Source organism: Rhizobium sp. ARZ01 (assembly GCF_014851675.1).
Classification (GTDB): domain Bacteria; phylum Pseudomonadota; class Alphaproteobacteria; order Rhizobiales; family Rhizobiaceae; genus Mycoplana.
In genome coordinates, this window is sequence record NZ_JACVAE010000002.1 from 225290 (window position 1) to 248668 (window position 23379).

At 57.5% G+C, this 23379-nt stretch carries 12 protein-coding genes, 1 tRNA gene and 1 pseudogene; 8 read left to right on the forward strand and 6 right to left on the reverse strand.

Annotated features, from left to right (window positions below; all coding sequences use genetic code 11):
- Positions 1-20: 20 nt before the first annotated feature.
- From IB238_RS15240 to IB238_RS15250, 3 genes are read left to right on the forward strand one after another with little or no spacing between them, the layout of a single operon-like run.
- Positions 21-686, forward strand: a complete 666-nt coding sequence (locus IB238_RS15240) for a helix-turn-helix transcriptional regulator (RefSeq protein WP_192248427.1) — start codon at positions 21-23, stop codon at positions 684-686.
- 16 nt (positions 687-702) lie between these two features.
- Positions 703-1497, forward strand: coding sequence for a thermonuclease family protein (locus IB238_RS15245; RefSeq protein WP_192248430.1), 795 nt, complete (start codon positions 703-705; stop codon positions 1495-1497).
- Between the two features lie 9 nt (positions 1498-1506).
- The gene (locus tag IB238_RS15250; RefSeq protein WP_192248433.1) at positions 1507-1920 is read left to right on the forward strand and encodes a tellurite resistance TerB family protein; all 414 of its coding nucleotides are present in this window, start codon (positions 1507-1509) and stop codon (positions 1918-1920) included.
- 42 nt (positions 1921-1962) lie between these two features.
- Here IB238_RS15250 and IB238_RS15255 read toward each other — a convergent pair whose 3' ends face one another.
- The gene (locus IB238_RS15255; protein ID WP_348648263.1) at positions 1963-2823 is read right to left on the reverse strand and encodes a transporter substrate-binding domain-containing protein; all 861 of its coding nucleotides are present in this window, start codon (positions 2821-2823) and stop codon (positions 1963-1965) included.
- Positions 2824-2897: 74 nt separating this feature from the next.
- Between IB238_RS15255 and IB238_RS15260 the strand changes: the two genes are divergently transcribed.
- The 3 genes from IB238_RS15260 to IB238_RS15270 all read left to right on the forward strand — a co-directional run bounded on the left by IB238_RS15260 (position 2898) and on the right by IB238_RS15270 (position 10291).
- Entirely contained in the window at positions 2898-4817 is a 1920-nt protein-coding gene (locus IB238_RS15260; protein ID WP_192248438.1) for a glycosyltransferase, read from the forward strand.
- A 408-nt stretch (positions 4818-5225) separates the two neighbouring features.
- A complete protein-coding gene (locus IB238_RS15265) occupies positions 5226-8873 on the forward strand; it encodes a CDP-glycerol glycerophosphotransferase family protein (protein WP_192248441.1) in 3648 nt (1215 codons plus the stop codon).
- Between the two features lie 428 nt (positions 8874-9301).
- Positions 9302-10291: a GSCFA domain-containing protein gene (locus tag IB238_RS15270; protein ID WP_192248444.1), complete on the forward strand. Its 990-nt coding sequence runs from the start codon at positions 9302-9304 to the stop codon at positions 10289-10291.
- A 125-nt stretch (positions 10292-10416) separates the two neighbouring features.
- Here the strand turns inward: IB238_RS15270 and IB238_RS25055 are convergent, their stop codons facing one another.
- The 3 genes from IB238_RS25055 to IB238_RS15285 all read right to left on the reverse strand — a co-directional run bounded on the left by IB238_RS25055 (position 10417) and on the right by IB238_RS15285 (position 15200).
- Entirely contained in the window at positions 10417-12624 is a 2208-nt protein-coding gene (locus IB238_RS25055) for an FkbM family methyltransferase (RefSeq protein ID WP_192248447.1), read from the reverse strand.
- Between the two features lie 240 nt (positions 12625-12864).
- Positions 12865-14169, reverse strand: a complete 1305-nt coding sequence (locus IB238_RS15280; RefSeq protein WP_192248451.1) for a polysaccharide pyruvyl transferase family protein — start codon at positions 14167-14169, stop codon at positions 12865-12867.
- A 957-nt stretch (positions 14170-15126) separates the two neighbouring features.
- Positions 15127-15200: transfer RNA gene (locus IB238_RS15285), tRNA-Gly, on the reverse strand.
- Between the two features lie 123 nt (positions 15201-15323).
- On the opposite strand from IB238_RS15285, the pseudogene IB238_RS15290 reads away from it, so the two are divergent.
- Positions 15324-15497 (forward strand): annotated as a pseudogene (locus tag IB238_RS15290) (integrase core domain-containing protein); the annotation flags it as partial.
- Between the two features lie 874 nt (positions 15498-16371).
- Positions 16372-17019 carry a hypothetical protein gene (locus tag IB238_RS15300; RefSeq protein ID WP_192248457.1) on the forward strand — a complete coding sequence of 216 codons (648 nt, stop codon included), beginning with the start codon at positions 16372-16374 and terminating at the stop codon, positions 17017-17019.
- Positions 17020-17839: 820 nt separating this feature from the next.
- Here the strand turns inward: IB238_RS15300 and IB238_RS24980 are convergent.
- A complete protein-coding gene (locus tag IB238_RS24980; RefSeq protein WP_281414470.1) occupies positions 17840-20242 on the reverse strand; it encodes a methyl-accepting chemotaxis protein in 2403 nt (800 codons plus the stop codon).
- Between the two features lie 879 nt (positions 20243-21121).
- On the reverse strand, positions 21122-23317 hold the full coding sequence (locus IB238_RS15310; RefSeq protein WP_192248460.1) for a calcium-binding protein: 2196 nt from the start codon (positions 23315-23317) through the stop codon (positions 21122-21124).
- Positions 23318-23379 lie beyond the last annotated feature (62 nt).

Here is a 23379-nt window from a genome sequence, read left to right on the forward strand (position 1 = left end):
GTTGAGCAGGACGAACGACGATGTTTTCCCACGAGAGGATCTGGGCGGCGATCGATGCCCTCGCCGAACGCCACCGGCTTTCGCCGTCCGGGCTCGCCCGGCGCGCGGGCCTTGATCCGACATCGTTCAACAGGTCCAAGCGACTGGGCGCGGACGGGCGACTGCGCTGGCCTTCGACGGAGTCGATCGCGAAGGTACTGGACGCGACGGGCGCCACAATCGACGAGTTCATCGGCCTCGAAACGGCAGGCAACCGCAACGCAGGTTTGCCGCAGGGCACCTTCCCTCCCCAGTCGAGTTCAATTCCGTTGCTCGGTTTTGCTCAGGCCGGTGCCGGAGGCTTCTTCGACGACGGCGGCTTTCCGGCGGGTCAGGGCTGGGACGTCGTTGAGTTTCCGGCCTCGCCGGAGCGTAAGCAGGGCGTCTATGCATTGGAAGTTCAGGGTGAAAGCATGATGCCGCTCTATCGCGACGGCGATGTGCTGATCGTAGAGCCGGGCGCGCAGATACGGCGGGGCGATCGGGTTGTCGTCAAGACGCGCGAGGGCGAGGTTATGGCGAAGGTCCTGCACCGGCAGAGCCCGCGTTCGATCGAGTTGTTGTCGCTCAATCCAGAGCACTCCAACCGAACCTTTGATATCCGGGAAGTCGACTGGATCGCCCGGATCATTTGGGCAAGCCAATGACACGGAGGCTTCCGTCGTGACTTCGTTTGCCTCAGCGTGGCAAGGCCGTGCAGCTCTCGGCGGGGTCGTCTGCATCGGCCTGACGGCGGTCATCGTCATTCTCGGCGCCGGCCAGATTCGCGGTCGCGAAGCCGCAGGCGGCACCGATTTCACCCTCGAGGTGCCCGACGCCAGTATCATCCCGCCAGCGGACGGCGAGGACGATATTCCCAAGCCGCTGCCCTCCGAAAAAGACGGCGAGGCAAGCAACTCGCCGGTAGACACGCAATCTGACGGTGTGGCGCAAGCCGCGCCGCCAGGCGCGCCAGCCGATACACAACCCGATATCCCAAGCGAGCCATCCAACGCGCCACCCACGGCCGCCGAGCCGGTAGCCTTGGCCCGGCCGATCGTACTCGCCGCCGGCCGCTTCAGCATTGGCGGCAAGGTCCTGGAACTCGACGGCATCGTCCCGATCGCTGTGAACCGGCAATGCACGGACACGTCGGGAGAGGCCTGGCCGTGCGGGCGGATGGCGCGTACGGCATTCGCCAATCTCGTGCGCGGACGCACGATCGACTGTGACGTGCCATCGGCGGAATGGAGTGGCACCGCCATCGCGCACTGCACGCTCGCGGGAAGGGATCTTTCACAGTGGCTTGCGGAAAACGGCTGGGCCGAAGTCCGACCTGGCTTTCCCCTCGCCGCCATCGCCGAAGCAGCACGGCAAGCAGGGCGCGGGCTCTACAGTCCGGATCCGCGCCGCAAGGCCAAGTCACAGGACGGGGCCGGAAATGGCGCGCCCATGGACACCCAACAGCAGCAACCTTGAAAGAGCCCCATGACTGAACGTCACGAATTGCAGGAAGCCCTCGTCCACGTGATGGTGATTATGTCGGCCGTCGACAATGCGATGACCGACGCGGAACTGGCCCGCATCGGCCGATTGGCGCGCGTCCTGCCCGTCTTTGACGGTTTCGATGATGCGCATATCCTCCACATCGCCCGCGAGTGCACCGCATTGCTTGCCGCGCCGGAGGGCCTCGATATCACGCTTGAGGTGATCCGCGAGCGCATTCCCGCCCGGCTTGCGGACACGGCCTATGCGCTCGCCGTCGAGATCGCGGCAGCCGACCAACGCATCCGCAACGAGGAGATCCGCCTGCTGCAGATGTTGCGCGATCGGCTTGGGCTCGACAAACTCACCTGCGCAGCTATTGAGCGCGCCGCAATAGCCCGCTTCCGCGGAATCTGATGGAAAAATGACGCCCTATGGCTCGGGTAGCGTGGCCGGCCGTCAGTAGATGCCGACCGGGAAATAGCGCAGGTAGATTTCTTCCAGCCGCCCGCTGCGGGAAAGCGACAGAAGTGCATGATCGATGGCTTCACTGATCACAGGCTCATCCTTGCCCGTCATGATGGTCAGGCCCTCGCCAAGAAAGGCTTCGGAAAAGTAGGGGCCATCGAATAGCCGGCAGCAATTTTCGGCGCGTGGGCCGGCGATCCAGAAGGCCATTTGCAGACCATCACCGAAGGCGGCATCAACCTTGCCCGCCGTCAGGGCTGTCTGCAAGTCGGCCTGGGTGGTGAACAGCATGGGATTTAGCGTCGGGAAATAGGCCTTCAGCATCGCTTCGTGCACACTTCCCGTCACGACGCCGATCGGTCGCTGCACCAAATCCGCCACATTGCCTCCTGCAGGAACTGCGGCGGTGCGCACCGTGAAGCGGGCCGGCAGCCGGAGGTAGGGACGCGAAAAGGTGAAATCACGCCGCAGACCTGTGGTTACCGCCATTCCGGCCATGACCGCCTCGCCGGCATCCTCCTCCAGGCTCTTCCGCAACTCCCCGAAGGGCAGCGCCTGAATCTGGCATTTTGCGACAATGTCCAGATCCTTGCAGATCTCACGTGCCAGATCGACGTGAAATCCGGCGAGCTTGCCGGTCTGATCGATGAAATTTAATGGCGGAAAATCGACTGTCGTCAGAAACCGCAGCCGCGCGATGGCAGACAGGTCCGGTTTCGGTATCCGCTCCCGACTGTCGAAGCCTGTCGGAAAATCGTCCGGCCTGATCGTCTCCGCCGCCTCTGCCTTGCCGAGACCAATGGCGAAAAACACGCATAGCGCGATTGCTTCGCAGATTTTTCTTGAAGAAATTCCGACTTTCCGCATTATCTCAACTTGGGGTTTAGAGGGGACGTCGCATCATGAGGACGCGACGCACAAGTCGCATGCGTTTGGCAGACTATCCCGATCAGACGTCGGTTTCCACCGCAATCCCTTTTGCCGTGGAGCGGCCTTCCTCGCCCCCGCCGGCAACCGGGGTATGCCCGGACCATTTGGCCGAGGCCAGGATCCTCCAGCAGCTCGGCATCGGCAAGCCGCTAATCGCCCAGCTTCTCCTGCGGGCAACACGCAACGACACGTCGATCGAAACTGAGTTGCTGGCCTCCGGGGCGGTACGGGCAGAAATCTACTACGAGGCGCTCGCCGAAAGGCTCGGCCTCCCGTTCCTGCGCGATATCGACCCTGCCCGTGTCACCGACATGGGGGGCATCGACACCCAGCTCGTACGCCCACAAATGGTGCGCATCAACTTCTCCGACCGACCGCCGCTGACCGCGATCGTGCCGTCGGCAGGTCGGATCCTGTCAATGCAGGCCACTCTCGAACAATCGCCGACGCTACGCGCGCGCCTAGCGGTCACGACCCCGCAGGCGATACGCGGTGCTGTTTGGCGTGTTGGCGCGGCAAGGCGCTCTCGCACTACCATCGGTCGGCTGTTCGACGAGGTACCGGAGCACAGCGCCCGGGTGACCTTCTGGGGGCGTCAGGGGTTTTATACAGGCGCGATTGTCTCAGCGGCGCTGTTTACCACGGTACTTGTGCCACGAATTGTCATCGTCGTGCTGCACCTGATCCTGTCCCTGCTCTTCCTTTCCGCCTTATTCATCCGACTGTCTGCCCTTTTCAGGGCTGACAGAGACTGTTCGCAGCAAACTGACCTTCCCTCCGTGCCGCACCCGGTCTACTCGGTCTTTGTCGCGCTCTATCGGGAAGCCGATGTTGTCGCGCAACTTGTCAGTATGCTCGACAGGCTCGATTGGCCGCGATCCCGCCTCGACATCAAGCTGATCTGCGAAGCAGACGACGCCGCGACCCTCGACGCATTGCGAAGTCTCCCGCTTGGGCCGCAATACGAAATCGTTGAAGTGCCCCCGAGCCTGCCACGCACGAAACCGAAGGCACTCTCCTATGCACTGCCTGCGGCGCGCGGCGAATATCTCGTCATCTACGACGCCGAAGACCGCCCCCACCCACAACAACTCGCCGAGGCATGGGCAAGATTTCACGCTGCACCGGCCGAGCTTGCCTGCCTGCAGGCCCCACTGGTCATATCAAACGCAGGCGCCTCGTGGATCAGCGCCCTTTTCTCGCTGGAATATGCTGCACTCTTCCGCCGGCTGTTGCCGCTCCTTGCCGCCAAGCGCCTTCCGATGCCGCTTGGCGGAACATCCAACCATTTCCGCACGGCGGCACTAAGGAACTGCGGCGGCTGGGATCCCCACAACGTGACCGAGGACGCCGACCTTGGCCTGCGCCTTTATCGCATGGGCTACACCTGCGCGACGCTGAACTTGCCGACGCTTGAGGATGCTCCGGAAGACATCCATTCCTGGCTCGGCCAACGCACCCGCTGGTTCAAGGGATGGCTGCAGACATGGCTCGTCTTGATGCGCCGGCCGACCCTCCTCGTCAGTGAAATGGGCGCCATTCCGTTTACCGTGTTCCAGGTCCTGATTGGTGGCTTGCTCCTGTCGTCGCTCGCCCATCCGCTACTCATCGCTTATGTCGGCCATGCCGTCTGGCAGATGACGAGCGACGGTCCGTTCACCGCGAATGGTCTGCTCCTCTGGCTCTTTCTCATCGACGTTGCCAACATCTTTGGTAGCTACGCCGTCTTCATAGCCCTTGGCCGAGCGCCGATGAAACAGCGCGAGCGTGCGGCGGTGGGGTGGCGCTGGATCCTGGTCCCCTTCTATTGGATGTTCGTCTCGGTCGCTGCCTGGCGGGCATTGGGGGAATTGCGCGGCAACCCCTTTTTCTGGAACAAGACCACGCATCGTCCAGTTGGCACCCGGTATGGGTGAGCGCGATATGCCGGGCTTGACCTAGGACTCCCACGTTTTGCGAAAGGAGGGAGTGGAGCGGGCAGCGGGAATCGAACCCGCACGTTCAGGTTGGGAAGCTAGCGACCTTGCTATACGGCCAACGGCTTGGCTATGAAACTTGCCGAAATCCAACCAAACGATATCAATGCCTTATCTGCCGCCTGTAAAACTCGTTTGCCTCTCGCCACCCCTCAACGGCGACCGCCAGCCGGTGGCGAGTCGGCCACGCGACTGCATTTCGCGCTACACGCGGCGCAACGCCCACCCTTCTTCTTGTCAACTCGTGCGTGAAGCCGCCGTCCACCTAAGCAGTCGAGACTTGAACTGACGATGCAGGACGGGCTAAACGAGCCTTGGGACATACTCTAGAAACTTGGGTAGCGAAGCATGTTGAAACCGATTGCCGCTAGGTTGAAAGAGTTCTACCTGCGGAACAAAAACACGCAGGCGGGCCAGGCAGTTACAAAGTCTGCCAAGATTGCCGCTCAATTTGTCGACAAGCTCCACGCTCCGTTCGTGACGATCTTCCCAAGCAGCGCGGCAGTCCATCATAGCCGGGGTCGTTGGCAGGCGAGGCTTTGGCAAACAGCAGCCGCGGTCAGCGCACTTGAAAAGGCATCGCAACTCAACGCAAACGATGCTCAAGTTTGGGAGCTATTGGCGAGGCTTTATGACAAGCAACGAAGGCCATGGCTTCAACTGCAGGCAATGCAGAACGCCGTAGCCTCGGGCAAAGCCACGGCATATAGGCTACACCGCCTTGCTGTTGTCGCTCAGAAAATGAACCGCCCGGAAGAAGCGATCGAAGCATACGAAGCCGCCTTAAGCAAGCTACCAGGCAAATCGGTTTGGCGCTGCGAGTTTGGTTTGCTTTTGGCGTCTGTCGGCAAATTCGACGCCGCCATTGAGCAATACCGCCTTGCCGAAAAGGAGTCCGACGACAGCAATGTTCGACGGTTCGGCGTTGGCCACTTGCACCAGAAAGCGCAACGGTGGAGCGATGCTGCCTCAGCCTACAGGGAACGGGCGCTCACATCCAAGCCAGATGCCGAACTCTACTATCGCACGGGCCAAGCGTATGACTACAGCTATCAATGGGACGACGCTGCCCACTGGTATCACAAAGCCATTGAGCTAGAGAGCGAGCCGCACTGGCCGGCTCGACTTGGGTACATCAATGAGCGCCGACAAAATTTTGAAGAGGCTGCAACCTTCTACCGCAAAGCACTAGAACTACGCGACGACAGTGGCTGGCGTTTTCGCCTGGGCGTGGTCCTCGCCGCTCAAAGTGATTGGATTGGAGCTGCAACTGAGCTCCTTAAATCACTGCATTGCAATACGCTACCGAACTGGTTTACCGCCCCCTCGAATGCCATTCCCCCCAAAGTGCTGCACGACTTTTCGGTTTCCGGATTGCAGGCAACTGGCTCGTCCGCGATAACAAAAGAGGATTGGCCGACCGCCGTGGCGGCGTATCGCTATCTCATCGACAGATCCAATGGCCACGATGTCAACAATTACGCGACGCTGGGCTATGCCTTGATTCGAAGCGGCGACTTGCCTTCCGGTGTTGGCGCTCTGATCGAAGCTCGGGTAGATGCTGAAAACTATGGCATGGACCATGCGATTTTCCGCAGATCCAAAGACCGCCATGAATTGGAAGACTATTCTTACATGCGGTCATCACTGCCAATTCAAGCCAAAACCATTGTCTATGAATCTTTCGGTGGCTCCTCGATGAGCTGTAATCCGCTGGCCATCTTCAAGTATGTTCTTGGGAATCTGGCATTTGCGGATTGGAAGCATGTGTGGGCTGTAAATGACGCAACTGCCGTGCCACAGGAATTTCGAAACAGGTGCAACGTCATCATTGTCGAGAAGGAAAGCGACGCCTATCGTCGGTATCTAGCCACTGCGAGCCACCTCATCAACAACAGCACGTTCCCGTACTGGTTTACACGTCGACCGGACCAAAAGTATCTCAATACCTGGCACGGCACACCATTGAAGACGCTTGGGATCAAGATGAATGGCCGTTTCTTGGAGCACGCCAACGGCGCGAGGAATTTCCTTCAAGCCAGCCATCTGATTACTCCCAACAGTCACACCACAGCTAGTACCAGAGATGACTTCGGCGTTAAGGGACTTGTCGAACACAAGCTTCGCGAGAGCGGATATCCGCGAGCAGACCTGACGTTGAGCGCCTCGATCGAGCAGAAGGCATTGACGCGGAAGTTACTCAACGTGGAAGGCGACAAGCCGATACTCTTCTATGCGCCAACATGGAGAGGCACGCATAAGAAAATTAAGGTTGACCTGGCGAGGATCAAGCGCGATCTGGCTGCGTTGAAAGATTGCGGCTATGCGATTGTGTTTCGTGGCCACTCGATGATGCAGAAAGCGCTTTCCGATAAGGAACTCGGCGTTACGATCGCTCCAGCAAGCTTGGATACGAACGAAATTCTCGCCGTGACGGACGTTTTGGTCACCGACTATTCTTCTGTTTTCTTCGAGTTTATCCCATTACGCAAACCGATATTCTACTACGCCTACGACTATGAAGAATACACGAGGGACCGAGGCTTCTACCTGGATATCCACGACATGCCAGGGCAAGTCGTACACACTGTCGAGGAGCTGACATCGTCTGTGAAGGCTTTGGGTAGCGGAAAAGACTTCTACGAGGCAAACAAGGCAGCATACGAAAAAGCGATCGCCGCATATTGCGCGGATGATGATGGGCATGCGAGCGAGCGCGTCGCCGAGTTCTTTTTCAAGGAGTCGCCAGACCCCATCGCAACCAAGCGGACACTATTTTACGCGGGCCCGTTCATGGCCAACGGAATCACGTCGTCGTTTATCAATCTGGCGGAAGCGCTAAATCTACCGGGAAGTGTCAACTACCTCGCGCTTGATCCCGGATCAGTCGCTCGAGAGCAGAAGCGGTTGGATGAAGTCACGAAGCTGCCGGGCAACGTGCAGATCTTGGGACGAGTGGGCATTATGCCCATGTCCCCCGAGGAAAGGTGGCTCGTAAACAAGGCGCTAACGATGGAGACCATCACCAGCCCTCGTATTTCTTCGATTGTGAACAGGGCACATTCAAACGAATTTCAGCGTATTTTCGGCGACACCCAGTTTGAAACCGTAGTTCACTTTGAGGGCTACAACTACTTCTGGTCCATGCTGCTGGCGAATTCTGGCGCGGCCAAGAAGATCGCCTATTTGCACAACGATATGTATCAGGAATGGTACACGAAGAACCCTCCGCTTCGTTACCTGTTCAGAAGCTACAAAGACTTTGACGCTATCGTATCCGTTAGCGACACACTGCGCGATCACAACCGTTCGGTGATGTCGCCTGCCTTTGATCTCGATCCCGACAAGTTCGTCGCCTCCCCCAACCTGGTCTCATCCGAAAAGATTGTCGCTAGAAGTAACGCGCCATTGGACGAAGATCTTCGTCCGTGGTTTGAGTGTGGTATCGTTCTGACGACGGTCGGGCGGCTCTCGCCCGAAAAGGACCATCTCAAGCTGGTCAGCGCTTTCTCGCGGATTGCGGGAGAATTTCCAGACGCCAAACTCGTGATTATAGGCGACGGACCGCTGCGAAGTACGCTGGATCACGCCGTTTCCGACGCGCGCATGGCTGACCGAATCCTACTGGCCGGTCATAGGCAGAACGCCTTTCCGGCGATGAAGCAATCGACGTGCTTCGTCCTCCCCTCCAATCACGAAGGGCAACCCATGGTGCTGCTGGAGGCAATGGTTCTCAACATCCCCATCGTAGCGACAGATATTCCCGGCAACCGCGGAGTTCTTCACGAAGACTATGGGCTGATCGTGCCAAATAGCGAGGAGGGCTTGGTGGAAGGCCTGAGAAAAGTCCTGACAAAAGAGATCGACGCAAAGGGCAACTTCGACCCCGTAGCCTACCGCGATGACGCAATCGGAAGGTTCACGACGCTGACAAAAGCGCATGGCCGCGCCGAACCACCAGCTGGTGGGCTAGCCGTTTCTGCCGATCGGAAGTGAATGATCGGCGCCTTTGAGCGACTGGTTCTCTTTGGCAAGGTCGATCAGTGCGGCACTGGAGCCGAACCGCTCCGTCCAGCCTTTCTGCGCGTCGACCACCTCGCCATAGTTTTCGACCTGAGAGGCTCTTGTAGCTTGTCCAGGTTGTGGTCGTAGATGACGCCGTAGCATTCTGGTGGCTGCCGGCTCGTTTCCGTCTCATAGCCGAATGCAAGCACGCCGCGCCTGGAGCAACGGTTCTATCCATCTGACTCCCCTTTAGGTTGGAACTAGTGCTCTGGGCTGGGCGACGGGAAGAGTTTCCCGGGCCATTGGTTTTCCTCGATTTGTGAGTGCCTGTTAGGCGCGCGTGAATACAAGTCCACGTTGAGACGTTGTCGTGATGGTCGTTGGGCCGCTGTCAACTCTGGCCTCAAACGGGGGTATCGATGTCGTTTTCGAAAATTAGTTTTAAGGAAGCCCAGAAACTCACCAGGGGGAACAAGTTTCCCTATTTCGCTAAGATCGGCGACGGCCGAGGCGGCGCCGAGCGGATCGAGATGGACTTTCCGAGCATCCACGTCGATCCCAAGTTCCAACTGGAAAAGTCGGACGTCTTCTTCACCATCGGGTCTTGCTTCGCGCGTAACCTTGAGAGGGAACTTTCAAAGATTGACGTCACGAATCTGACTTCGAATTGCGTGTTCGATGGAGATCTGTATGGGATGCGGGGCAGCGCTCGGAACGGCGCACTGAATGCCTACACGCCGAAATCCATGCTGGACCTTCTGCGCCTGCACAAGCGCAGCGATGCGATGACTGCCGGGATCATCCAGACCGGCGACAACGAATTCTTCGACATGATGACTTCGGGCCTTCGCGCGCTTACGGCCGATGAGTCCGAGGCTGTGAGGTCCAAGCTTCTCGAGACCTACCGCTCGCTCAAGGATGCGGATGTCGTGGTCGTCACACTCGGCTTCACTGAAACTTGGGTTGATGAGCAGGACAACATCCACATCAACCGTTCTCCGGGTGGCGAAAAGAAGCTGGTACGCTCCACGGAGCGGTACGCTTTCTTCAATGAATCCCCCGCCTCTACCATGGAGACGGTCGAGGCGATCGTACATGAGATCAAGGAACAGACAGGCGGTCGCGCGAAAGTTGTCATTACGACATCTCCGGTTCCACTGCACCGTACCTGGCTCTCACGCGATATCGTCTCAGCGAACCTCTATTCCAAGTCAACGCTGCTAAGCGCCGCCACACATGCAGCGGCGCAGTATGATTTCGTCGACTATTTCCCGAGCTATGAAATGGTGACGTTTTCGCCTCGCTCCATCGCGTGGAAGGAAGACGGCATGCATGTTCACCCCGAAGTCGTTGAGAAGATTATCCGCAGATTTTCTGATCTCTACTTCGCCAGCAAACTGGCGGATTGATTGGACGAAAAAAGTCGCGAAGCGAAAACCTTTGCACGTTGCTTGGCACCTTCGCAAGATATTGTCATATCCAAAGCGAGCTACCCGCGCCCTGAGGCGGGTAGCTAGCTAGTCGGCACCTCCCATCAATTCACGCGCATGAATGACACAACCACGCCGATAGACGTTGAGGCGTCGTAGGTGAACCCATGCTTCGACATGTCGTCGAAGATCGATTTGATGCCGGCTGGACCGACGATCTTTGGGTGGATCTCCAAAATGATCCGATCCAGGCAAGAAATATCCACGTCGGTTAGTAAGCCGACCTCCGCTCCCTCAATGTCAGCGATGAGAACTTGTGGCTTCTGCTCTTCCATGAACTTGGCAATTGAGACGGTTGGCACCTGGGCGACACCATCTGTATTGCGAATGTTGGTAATCGAGGATGCCAAGAAATTTTTACCGAGATTGAATTCATAATACCCTCGCTCCAAAGCATCCTTATCCGAAGTCGCGATGCAATGATGAACGCGGGCAGACCCTACGCCGTTGAGTTCGTGGGTGTCCTTGATGACCGGTATCATCCGCGGGCTTGCCTCGACTACATCGTACGATGACGGGTTACGATGCTTGCAGACCACGGTCGACACATAACCGATGCCTCCGCCGAGCTCCAGCACGCGTTCACCGCCCTTCAGGCAATTGAGAATCGCCTTAATCTCTTTGCGCTCGTACTTTCCAGCTTTGATGATTTCTGCCTGTTCAGCGGTCATGTACTCGGTATTGAACCTGACCTTAACCCCCTGAACCCTATCGACGATGATCGGCGCATGCGAGCGATTGTCGGCATGAGCCCCGACTTTGCTTCGCAGGTGCGTGCCATTGTGGCTGGGAACAGGAGCCTCGATGATTTCGCGCCAAGACGCCTGATACTTCTCGGCTGTGAATCTCGCAGCGGAAGCCAAGGCAGCTTGAGCCATTTCGGTGACCTTCTTCTTATCCGCCAGCAACTCGATCACCCGATCTGCCATTCCCGAGATGTCGCCTTCGCGGACCAGATAGCCATTCACTCCGTTCTCAATCGCGTAGGCGGGCCCGTATTTGATGTCGTACGACACTATCGGTGTTCCGACCGAGAGGTTTTCCAGGAGAGCGAGTGGCAAACCCTCGTGCCGCGAGGTCATTAGCGTGAGTTGCGCCTTAGCCAAATATTCAAGCGGATTGGGGACGTATTCGTTTATTGAAACGATTCCGGCCAGCCCGAGCTCATCCCGCAACTTTTCGAGCTCCTCCCTGTCCTCACCTTGGCCAAATATATCAGCACGCATTGCTGGATTGGCGGCGTGAACTCGCTCTAGAACCCTAAGGGTATCCTGCAGGCGCTTCTGGTGAACAAAGCGCGCCGCAACCACGATGTAGTCGTCCCGCTTGCTTGCTAACTTCGCCGCCGGCTCAATTGAGATGTTTGGCAGCACCTTCATTCGAGCCGTTGAAAAGCCCATCGTGGCTGCATCGTCGATTTGCTGCGGTGTCAACATCGCCACCGTATCGACTCTGCTTTCCTGAAACAGCGCATTATAGTTTTTCGTCACAGCGCCAATGTCGGAATAGGGTGGCTCCAAGTGGTTCATGTGAACCACTGCTACCCGGTTTATCTTCTGCTTTAGGCCAGCAAGGATGGGATCGTAGGTGCGGTGGTCGTCAATGACGACGTCGCCATCGGCGAGATGGGTCTCGACCCACCTTTGTTGCAAAGCTTCCAGGCTTTCAAAACGAGCGCCGCCTTGCTGGTCCCAAGTGGCGACTGAAATCGAATTGCCTTTCTTGTCGTATTCCACCGAAATGCGAGGTGCCCCCCCCTTGTCAAAGTGGGTTTCCTGAGCGATCGTCTTGCCATCAACGAAATACACCAAGGATCTCTTCTTAATGGGCCAATCCCAGAAGGAGGACGTTTGGGTATGCCGACCAACCTCGTCATAGTACTCCGCCCTGGCCGGTCGCTTCCCATGCATTACATAGGTGAAGCACCGCCGTCCCTCGCGGAAATAGTCTACCGTGTTCCCGTTCTCGATTTTCTGCAGGGCAGCGAGGTCGGGCTTTTCCGGTTTCACTGAAGAAGAAGTGGTGCCCGAAACTGCGTCTGCCCAAAAATTCTTTATAACGACTTTGCCGTCGACGGCCTTCTGAGCACGCAGCTTCTTGATGATGTTGTCATAGTTTGACTGATACTTCAGAGTGAGAAGGGTAACAGGATAGCCCATCTTCACAAACTCGTTGGCCCTCAACATCACCGCCTTGGTGACGCCGCCGCGGTTTACATTCAAAGATGCGGACAGAAAGAAAATACGCTTCACGTGGGTACCCCTCTCGTAGAGGCGACGGGTCTACCATGGGAGGAGCGTTACAGACAACTGCGACAAGTGTGGCTAGAAGCCTGTCATGAAAAACGACGACAGCGACATCATAGAGCCTCATATGTTCAGGCGCATTGAGCTGACGCCATCGCCATCCTTCAGGTTCAGCAACTCGGTCAAAGACACCGTCGAAACAACCGACCTCTAGATGAACCAAGTGGCAAACAATGCCATGTCGCCCTAGACGCCAGCATTTTCTGCAATCTTGGCCAACTTGGCCTCAACCTTCAACAGGCGGGCATTGATTCGATCGACACGAGCGTCACACCGTGCGTGGATCTCAACGACCCGCTGCTTAAACCTGTCCGATGATGTGATGGCGTCAATGGGTGCGGGAAACTGGATGTTCGAAACCTTCTCATCGAAGGCAGCGGCATCCTTTGGATTCTTGTAAACATGCTTCAAACCGTTCTTTTCCAAGAACGACTTGTATTTGGCGAACCGGGCGGGGTGTCCCTTCATCATCGGTCCATAGTCAGCCATTTCATAAAGATCGTTGGCTGACATCTTCTCGGTAATCTGGTCCCCTCTCAGATGAGGGATATCGTAGTACTGCGAGAGCTCAAGCGTCCTGGAATCGTGCGCGATGACGAACCCCGGGGTCCCGGCAAGGATTGAGAACACGTTCCCATGGATGCGGGTGCCAACACTGAAATGCATATCCCCCATATAGGACTTCCAGGTAGGGACATCGGTAAAGAAGCGCGCTGCTCCATTATCAATGAACGGGTTATCGAGATCGGCGGGAATAAAGTCGCCTGTTCCAGCTTCCTTGCGTGGCTTGCCCCACAAGAGAAGCTTGGCATCTTCGATGTCCTGGGCGATGTAGGCGGTCTTCGGGTGTGCCTTCAACACACGGTAAAAGAACGACCCAACCGCTGGCTTCTGTTTGTTTGTGATGTTCACCGTGACAAGGCTGTCTTTGTCGAGATGCCTCACCTTCTTTTCAACAACCAGCCTTTCGCCATTCAGATACATCGACGGGCAGCCGATCGTTTCCACCGCTCCGAAGCCAAGCTTGTTGAGGTATTCACGCGTAACGTCGCCGCGGACACCGATAACAGCCGATCTCTCCAAAACAGCCGCGGCAAATTCCTTCACCGACTCGTCAATCGAGGAGCCCTTCAACTGCGAAAAGGACAAGTCTGTTTGCGCGCCCACCCCGATAACAACGCATGGAATTTTCAGCTTCTTGATAAGTGCAGTATAGCTTTTGAGTTGCTTTTCAAAGCTTCCGCGAAACGCATTCGCGAATGGCAACACGAAAAAATCGTACTTCTCGCTGATCTCATCCGCCATGGCCGAGTCTGGTGGCTTGTACCCCGCCACATCTATCTCTACATTTGGCACCGACAAACTCTTGAATACCGACTGTGCAAAGAGCAGGTTGCCGCTGTTGTTGGCGATCAGGTTATCATCGATTGTGACAACCGGATCGATTACTTCGAAGGGCGATTTCCCCCCGCGCATTAGTATTCTAGTCATATGCCCTCCAAAAGCGACACGCCGGCATAGCGTATCTGCAGGAGGCGGGTCAACGCGGATCCTTGCGCCCACCGCGCCTCAGCTAGGCGCCGAGTAATTTCAGTCATCCTTCTCAAGCGCTTTCATGCGTTGCCCCAGTTCGTCTGGCAAGGCCATAACGCCCTGAACGCACCGCGCGACCACCGTCATCAGCTTTGAGTAATCCACCCGCCATGGCTGATAGTCGCCTTCCGTCAGATCCGGCGTCGCCAGTTGTCAGATCGATAAAACCTCCCGGCGTTACTGCACGCGGGCTCGACCTCTGACCCCCGTGCCACCAATTTAACCAGCCGTCGCTTGTCTGCTAACCGTGGGATTGTCTAGAACGGGGCCGCCATGAACAACGCTGAAACGGCACTCAGCGCCTCTCATCAACCCGTTCCGTATTCTAAATGAAGACGAAGCCTCCGACATGTCTCAATTTGGATCGGGAGGCCTGCGTCCCGACCAAATGACCGGGACTCGGACGCTCTGACTCGGTGGCTAGACGCCTAAAATTCCCAGGCGCGCTTGTGTGGTGGTTCCGTCGATTGCTCCGCCACCTGAGCCGTACCGTGCCCACACCTCGTAATAGGCCACGGCGTTGAACGCATCAGGGAGAAGGAAACCCTTCCAATAGCAGGACGACCACCGGTCCGTCAAAAAAGCGATCCGTTCTGATAGATGAACAGTTCGACTTCCTGTCCGCTCGCCAGACCGGTAAACGGGACGTTGGCACAAAGCCGAAGAACCTGACCTGTTCGTGGATTGAACCGCTCATTCGTCAGATCAAAGTCAATACCGTTCGAAGCGGTCACATCGTCCCATGTGATTTTGTTGCCTGTTGGCCGTCAACGTTTGACTATTCCCCGCCGTCGTCGCGGCAAGACGAACCTTTTTCGATGGCATGAGTGCGCCCGCAACACTGGAAAATCAGGCTGGAGCGGGTAGCGGGAATCGAACCCGCGCGTTCAGCTTGGGAAGCTGACAGGCTACCATTACATCATACCCGCTAATGGCTTGGCGCAGTCATCGGCGAGATTGGGCGGTGTGTCAAGGGTCGGGGTGCGCAGGTTGGAATGCGCCTGCCCGTGAATACGCCAATGCCCTATCGATAAATGGCTCGGTGTCAGCGGAAGCTGATGGAATGGACCGAAGAACAGTGCATTGCCTTGAGGCACATCCAGCCTGGCAAGCCGCAGCAGAGGACCTATATCGAGCGCTACAATCGCACAGTCAGGCATGAATGGTTCGACCAGCAAATCATCGAAAGCACCGACGAGGCACTGAACTTCGTCACGCAGTGGCTATAGACTTGCAACAACGAATGACCCAATATGGGTATCAGCGGCATCACACCCGTAGAAAGTGAAATGACTGTTTGCGTAGAGGCCCCTGTTAAAGTGGGGAGATTACCCATCCATTTCATAGTTGAATAAATTTCGACGTCCGGCATGACTGTTCAACTTATAGATCGGCTTCCGCAGCTTTTGCAGTCTTTGAAAGCGTCATTTGCGGAGGGTGCATGCGACACCCGCCCCCATGAGAATATAGCTGTACCAGATCCAGTACGCCTACAATCAATTTTGGCCTCCGTTCGAAGCCCGCTCGCGGATGCCCAATCGAATGGCTTTCTGGCCGACCCTTTCCATGCTCTAAAACTTGGCCGTGACGAAGTGAGGAATGCTCATCTGCTGGCATGGTTCTTACTTTGGCGGAGCCATCACGGGCTAGGGCCGCGCCTTCTCGATAGCCTGATCGGTATAGTAGCGCGCGAGCTTGGAATTCCTCCCATCACGTCCTCAAAGCACTGCGTTGTCACAACCGAAGCGCTCGCAGACGGAGGCCGTGAGAACCGTGTCGATATTCTAATCAACGACCCAAGCATCTTTGCAATCATAGAAGTAAAGATCGATGCGAAAGAGCAGGCTTCTCAACTAGACAGATACTGTGAGATTGCCAAGCGACGATCAGGGGGCGGCCGTGGGCGGTTGTCTATCTCACACCAGATGGCCGAGCTGGGACCACGGGTTCCGTCTCGCCCGAAAAAATCGTTCAACTCTCCTGGATTGATATCGCTAGGCTTGCCAGGGCTACTCTCCGAGAAGTGGACGGACAGAGAGTGACCGCGTTTCTGGTCAATTCATTCGTTTGCCATATTGAAAAGAAAATCGGAGGAACTGCATGCAAGGTGAAAACCAGGGCCGAGAGGCTGGCGCTCTAATTCTCGACGACTTAGAGGTTTTCAACCAGTCGAAGCTCTGCTTCGAGAAAGAAGTTCAGACGGAAGTTTGGCGCCAGATCATGGCGTATCTCGAGGCATGGACCAATTCAAACAGACTATCAGGTGAGGCCGAAGCACCGACGTATTTCTTTTTTTGCCCTCCGTCCTGGAACTTAGGTGACGACCTTGGACACGTCGCGTGGTTCGAGTTTCAGCGAGAGGGGGAGGAGGACTCTTATAATGTCGCGGACCTTTGTGGTGTCGGCACAGGACGCGTGGGGCTGAGATTCAAATTCGCAACGAAATTGTTCGGCGGCCGAAGAAATTGGCTGATGATCACCAAACGGGACGAGTTTGTACAATTCATTGAGCGACTGAACTTCGCGGGCTTCGTGAGTGATACGATCGGGGAGTTGTACATGCAGGTAATAATACCACCATCAGATATCGCCGCAGCATGGAGAAGCCGGGATTGGAAGACTGCGCTTATTCCTCTTGGCGAGTCTCTCGAACTTGTTAAAGCTAATCTCGATCTCTTCATCGAGTTTGTTGATTGGGCGAGGTCGGTCTCAGGTCAACCAGATCTAGGCTCGCCAGCAGTGACTTGATAACGACTGCCGACATCCTCAAGAGGGTCAGACTGAACCTCGTGACCTTGGCCCCCAGCTTTATCCATCGACGAGCAAGGGAATGAATTTGTTCGTGGAAGAAATGGACATGGTTCAACATTTCCCAGACTTTGGAGAGATTCCTTGTCCGCTCTCTGGAATTTCGAGCACTCGAAGCCAAACTTGATATCTTCTGCCCTTTTGAGGCGCTCGGTGTCGTCGGCGCAGGCAGCGATACGGGCAGGCAGGATTTGATAGACGCGCTGGCACCCGTGCGAAAACGAAAGGGCAACCCCAAGCCTTGGTCAAAGATCTCTCAACGGGACTTGCTGACAGCAAACGATTTGGAATTGACGGACACCGTAGCGTTGGCGGGGAACGTCATCGATCCGGTAGTAAGGGGCCAGCAATGACATCAGATTCCGAAAATCGACCCGACAATTGAACATCGTGACCGCTTCACCAAAGTTCATCAAGCAGATTGCTCGCGGTCGCCAACCTTTAACGCCATTAAATCGAGTTCGCGCCGGGAGACCATTTGTTGACCTGTTCAAGCCTGCAAGACGTAGTCGCGCCTTGTTGGGGGCACGGCGGGTACGACAGCCAGCTTGACGTCGTCGACGTGAGGTGGGTGGAGTACCACCCACCGTACCCTCAAATGTGCAGCGAGGGCGACGTCGTCAATCACTACCTTCCAAGGATCGACCGGGAATTTTTTGACCGGCCTTCCCGATGAACCCAGCTTGATGTACCGCCCCCCGCGAGCCATCACAGGGTGATGACCGGTGTCGCGGGGTTGGGGGATCACTGCGAAATCGGATCAGAACTCCTCCCAGTTTTCGCGCGGGGCGACCGCAGCATTTCCGCTGCGGCCTACGGAACCTGCAACCCGCTGGATCAATGCGCGCACTGGGGAGGGGGAGCGCTCAACAGGAGCAGACTGCCGCGCCGGCTCGCGAATCTCACCGAACCGGAACTTGGCGAGCAGTTCGTTGAGTGCCGCCGCTTCAGACGCGAGGCCGTGGCTGGCCGCCGAGGACTGCTCCACCATTGCCGCATTCTGCTGCGCGCTTTGGTCCATGAGGTTCACAGCCGTGTTGATTTCTCCGAGGCCAACCGATTGCTCCCGGGCTGCATCGACAATCGCCGTGACGTGATGGCTTATCTCCTGGACTTCCGCTGCAATCGTCCTTAGCGCATTGCCGGTCTCATCGACGAGCGAGACACCGGTATTGACCTGCTCTGCCGAGCTCGTGATGAGCGACTTTATCTCCTGAGCGGCCTTCGCCGAACGCTGGGCGAGTTCGCGGACCTCCTGCGCCACGACGGCAAAGCCCTTCCCGGCGTCACCGGCACGGGCCGCTTCCACGCCAGCGTTCAGCGCAAGCAGGTTCGTCTGGAAGGCGATGTTGTCGATCACCACGATGATATTGTTGATCTCCCGAGAGGAGGCTTCAATCGCGCCCATCGCAGCGACCGTCTTTTCGACAATGACGCTGGAACGTTCGGCCTGATCACGTGCCCGTGCGACCAGGCCGCCGGCCTCGCTCGCTCTCTGGCTGGTATCCCTCACGGCTGTCGTGATCTGCTCTATTGCAGCGGCCGTCTCTTCAACCGAGGCGGCCTGCATTTCCGTTCGCTTGGAAAGATCATCAGCCGCCGCCCGGATTTGCTCCGATCCTGAATGGATGGCTGCAGCATTGTGACCGACCGACCGCAGCGCCTCCTCCAGTTTGCTTGCTGACTGATTGAAGTCAGTCCGCAGGCGGTCCAACGATTCTGCGAATACTGTCTCGATCCGATGGCCGACATTGCCTTCGGCCAGTTGGCCGAGGCCCGTACCAAGTGCGTCAACGGCCTCCTGCATTTTCCGCGCCTCGACGGCCTTTTGCGCGTCACGTTCGCGCCGCTCGCGCTCGGTCAATTCGCGTCCCTCGTTGGCTTCGGCTTCGAGGCGGCGATTGTTTAGGCCTGCTTCGCGGAACACTTCCACTGCACGCGCCATTTCACCGATCTCGTCTGTGCGCTCGACCGAAGGTATAGCGGCATCGAGATCACCTTCAGCCAGCCGGGACATTGTTTCCGTAAGCGACTGGATCGGGCGTGTGACCCGGGTCATGACAATCCAGAACGCGAAGGCGCCGAGAAGCACTGCCGCAACCAGGACTGCGGAACTGGCCATGAAGCCATTGCGCCCGCTATCCTCGATTTGTTGCGTATAGGCACCGGCGGTTTCACCGATCGCGGTTGACAGCGCCAGCAGACCGTCGATGGCCCGGGTGGCTGCGGTCATCCATTCGTCACCTGTTATCGGATAGGCGCGCACCTCTGCGCTGGCGGCGTAGACACTTTTGCGAACATCCTCGAACGTGCCAAAGAATTCGGAACGCACAGCAGCGATTGCAGGAAGGACCGACGGATCGGCGAAATCTCGGCCTGCGTAGCTCTCGATGGTCGCCCAGGATTGTTCGAGCCGTCCGCGATACTCGGAAAGGGTCGCAAGGGTGGCGTTGTCCAATTGGCTGCCGCGCGCGATTGCGCTACCGATTGCCGCACGCTCCCTCCCGGCGAATTCGCTGACGACCCACATGGCTTGCCGCAGGTCGAGGACGATCTGCGTGCGGGCAAGTGCCGTGGACGGAACGACCTGTGCCGCGATGCGCAACTGCTGGGACGACATGATCAAGGCCGTCGCTGTCGGCACCCATTGCTTAAGAACAGCCGGATTTCGCGTCGCTGCCGGCAAGGCGAGCTGCCCGTCGACTTCGCGCCGAAGCGCCGTCAATGCGCCATGGTCCTTTTGAACCTTCGAAATCAGTGCTTCCTTGTCCTTGAAGTCGGCAGAACTGCGCAGTTGTTCGAGCGCCGCGTTGAGTGCCCCATCAGCCCGCTGACGGTGCTCTTGGATCTTCGCAATCGTTTCCGGCGCCGCGCTGGCCGAGTTGGCGAACGCCGTGTTTGTCGCACCTCGCTCACTGGCAAACGCTCCTGCGCTCGCCAAGAAGAGATTTCCGATTTCATTGTTGGCGCGCATGGCCTGCGCACTGCGCATGCTTTCCCACGTCGAGACCATGTTCATACCGGCAAGGAAAAGCAGTGCTGCAATGAATGCCGACAAGATAAAAAGCAATGTGGACTGGATCGTGATTGAGATCCAACCGCCGGCATTTGTAGGACCACGCCCTGCGGTAAAATTGCCCCCGGAAATACTTGCATTCGCCATAGGAAGTCCTCTCCCACAAATCGTGGTACCTTCGAAATATTACTCAACGTGCCGTGAAGTAGTATCCTCCCGCTCTACATGAACGGTCGCCCAGGTCATGGCCAGGCGCATCCACACGGCCCTCATGCCGCATGGCTGACTACGGGCTCAGCCCGCACGCTCCTACGGTTCGGAGCCAATTGGCCGCCGCGAGTAGAACGCTTGCCCAGGAAACATCTCCTCCACCCACGGCCATCCCCGAACCGGGACCGAACCTTCAACAGACACGCAGCAATGGACGTGGCGGCCGGAGCAATGAACGGTATCGTACCGTCGCAAAGTTCGGTTAATTATTGATTACGGCGGCGCGGCAAGAAAGATTGCCTTGAATTGAGGAAAGCAAATGTCCCTCAACGCCAAGCTCAAAGCAATTGGAAGCTAAAGCACGGCGCACTTCTTTCCAATTCCACTTCGGATCGCTTGGAGGCGCCGAGCGCCCACGTACGTCGTTTGGCACCGCATGCTGTCTCGAAGTGGAACTGCCACGGGCTGGCCGGCAGCTCTCTCGGGTCATCGTCGGTCCATTTTCGCACTCAATCTGCCTGGCTCGGCACGAAGCCTAGCCAACTCCAAGGTGGTGCTTTGCCGCCATCAGACGGGACCACGGGACTTTCGTCTTTCTATCCGTAAGTGACAGGAACCACCGGGGCACCGGGGCACCGGGGCAGACCAAAGCGTGATGTCTGCCCATGCGCTTATTGATGAGTGAAAGCGCCAGGCAGGCACACTCGATCTGCTTGGACTCGACAGCGCCATTCGGGAGCCTTGATTGGCGCGAGCCCGAGCCGCCGTAGATGGCCATTCCCCGCCTCCCGGAACTGAGGCGGGGAAAGCTGGTCCTCAGATGATGAAGAAGTCGCTGTAGGCGATACCGGCGGCCTTCAGGTTCGGTGACAACACCGCGAACTGCACGGCCTTGTATGCCGAGCCGGAGCCGTCGCGGTCGAAGGACAGCGCCCCCGTCGCATCGTTGTAGATGATGCGATCGCTGGCGTCCGCCGCGGCGGTTCCGATCCGGAAGGCGCCTGCCGCCAACGCACCCGCCTTCAAGCCAAGGAAGATCGCGTCGTCCAGATGGATGAGGTCGGCCTTCGTGTCGAAGTCGCTGATCTTGTCGACATTCTTGCTACCCAGGCCGGAGTTGAAAACGAACGTGTCGCTGCCGCGCCCGCCGGTCAAGGTGTCTGCGCCCGCCCCTCCGTTCAGAACATTCTTTCCAGCATTGCCGAGCAGCACGTTGTTGAGCGAATTGCCGGTGCCACCGATATTACTGGTACCGGTCAGCATCAGGTTTTCGAGGTATGCACCGAGGGTGACGGTCGCGGAGCTTTTGACGAGGTCAATGCCGCCCTTGGCGTCCTCCTTGATCGTGTCACCACCGTCGGTGATGTAAGTGTCGTTGCCGGCCCCGCCGATCAACGTATCCTTGCCTGTCCCGCCATTCAGGACATTCCTGCCGGAATTGCCGGTCAGCGTGTTGGCGAGCGCATTACCCGTACCGTTCAGCGCTGCGGATCCGCCCAGAACGAGGTTTTCGACATTTGCCGCCAGTACAAGGCTGACGGTGGATTTCACCGTGTCCGTCCCCGCGTTGGCGTCTTCCACGACGACGTCCTTGGCGTTGTCGACGATGTAGGTGTCGTTGCCGGCACCACCCACCAGCCTGTCGGCACCCACACCACCGTTGAGTATGTTTGCGCCGACATTTCCCGTGAGCACGTTGGAGAGGGTGTTCCCGGCCCCGTTGATCGTGCCGTTACCGGTCAGTGTCAGATTTTCAACGTTTGCAGCCAGCATATAGCTCACTGACGACTTAGCGTGATCAATGCCTGCTCCCGCGCCCTCAAAGACGACATCCTGCGCGTTGTCGACGATGTAGGTATCATTGCCGAGACCGCCTTCGAGCCGGTCGGCTCCCTTGCCGCCATCGAGCACGTCGTCGCCCTCGTAGCCGAACAGCCGGTTGGAGGCGATGTTTCCGGTCAGCGTGTTGGCAAGCGTGTTGCCGTGCCCGTCGACGCCCGCGTTGCCAGCAAGAACCAGATTCTCGAAGTTGTCGTCCAGATACCAGGTGGCGCGGGTTTCGACGGTATCGACACCTTGATCGATGAACTCGGTCAGTACAACGTCAGCGTTGCCGACAAAGTAATAGTCGTCGCCCAGACCGCCGTAGACCCTACCGGCCACGGATCCACCATTCAAAGCAAGGCGGTCGCTGCCGCCCCCCATGCGAACGTCGCCATCGATGACGCCACCCACATTGAGGGTCAACCCGTCGTCACCGTCCTCGAGCAATACCGCACCGATGACGTAACCCGCGTTGGAGAAGTTGTCCCCTCCCCCGCCGAGCCGGATATTGCCGCGGATCGTACCGGTGTTGACCACCAGTTCGGTGGCAAGACCGCCGCCTACCGCGTCCTGGCTGCCCCCCAGCTTGTCGTGCGCGGCAATGGTGCCGGTATTCAAGATCGTGTTGACCTGGGCCGCGTGCGTAAGCACCTCGAGCCGACCATTGATGGTGCCGGTGTTGTTGATCGCAGCCTTGCCGGCGGCGTTCCCATAGGCCGCTACGAGACCATTCATAACCCCATTGTTGACGATATAAGTGAAGTTCGATCTGGCAACTACAGCGCTAAAGCCTCCCCCAATCGTCCCGTTGTTGGTCAGGTCGAATTGCGTCAGGAGGACATAGATGCCTTCCTGCGACCCGTAGATCTCTCCATCGTTCTCAAGTCTCAGTGTGGCCTCCACCCCTGGTGCCCAGGCCATCATCGCCGTCGACGAGCTCATGACCGAACCTGTGTCCCCGACCACAATCTTGGTATCAGTCCCCTCGCCCAGATAAACGCCGACCCCGTCCGCGAAGACGTTCCCTTCCACGATGAACTTGCGGCTGTTCGCTTTAGCGCTTGCGTCGATTGCGCCGTACACGGGTGACGTTGCAAGCGTGACACCCTCCTGTATCAGCCAGGTATCGAAGGCGGCCGAGGCTGTAATGGGTGTAGCCGAATCTTCCTTTGTAATGTGGATCGCCATTTGAGCTTCCTGCATCAACGGTTTAACCAATGCCGCAGAAGCGGCCTGCTCCGGTTGTTAGC

Bases quoted from the DNA above. Each gene is read 5' to 3' on its own strand.
- IB238_RS15240 (WP_192248427.1), top strand. From the start codon at position 21: ATGTTTTCCCACGAGAGGATCTGGGCGGCGATCGATGCCCTCGCCGAA.
- IB238_RS15260 (WP_192248438.1), top strand. From the start codon at position 2,898: ATGCGTTTGGCAGACTATCCCGATCAGACGTCGGTTTCCACCGCAATC.
- IB238_RS15310 (WP_192248460.1), bottom strand. From the start codon at position 23,317: ATGGCGATCCACATTACAAAGGAAGATTCGGCTACACCCATTACAGCC.
- IB238_RS15300 (WP_192248457.1), top strand. From the start codon at position 16,372: ATGCAAGGTGAAAACCAGGGCCGAGAGGCTGGCGCTCTAATTCTCGAC.
- IB238_RS24980 (WP_281414470.1), bottom strand. From the start codon at position 20,242: ATGGCGAATGCAAGTATTTCCGGGGGCAATTTTACCGCAGGGCGTGGT.
- IB238_RS15270 (WP_192248444.1), top strand. From the start codon at position 9,302: ATGTCGTTTTCGAAAATTAGTTTTAAGGAAGCCCAGAAACTCACCAGG.
- IB238_RS15250 (WP_192248433.1), top strand. From the start codon at position 1,507: ATGACTGAACGTCACGAATTGCAGGAAGCCCTCGTCCACGTGATGGTG.
- IB238_RS15265 (WP_192248441.1), top strand. From the start codon at position 5,226: ATGTTGAAACCGATTGCCGCTAGGTTGAAAGAGTTCTACCTGCGGAAC.
- IB238_RS15280 (WP_192248451.1), bottom strand. From the start codon at position 14,169: ATGACTAGAATACTAATGCGCGGGGGGAAATCGCCCTTCGAAGTAATC.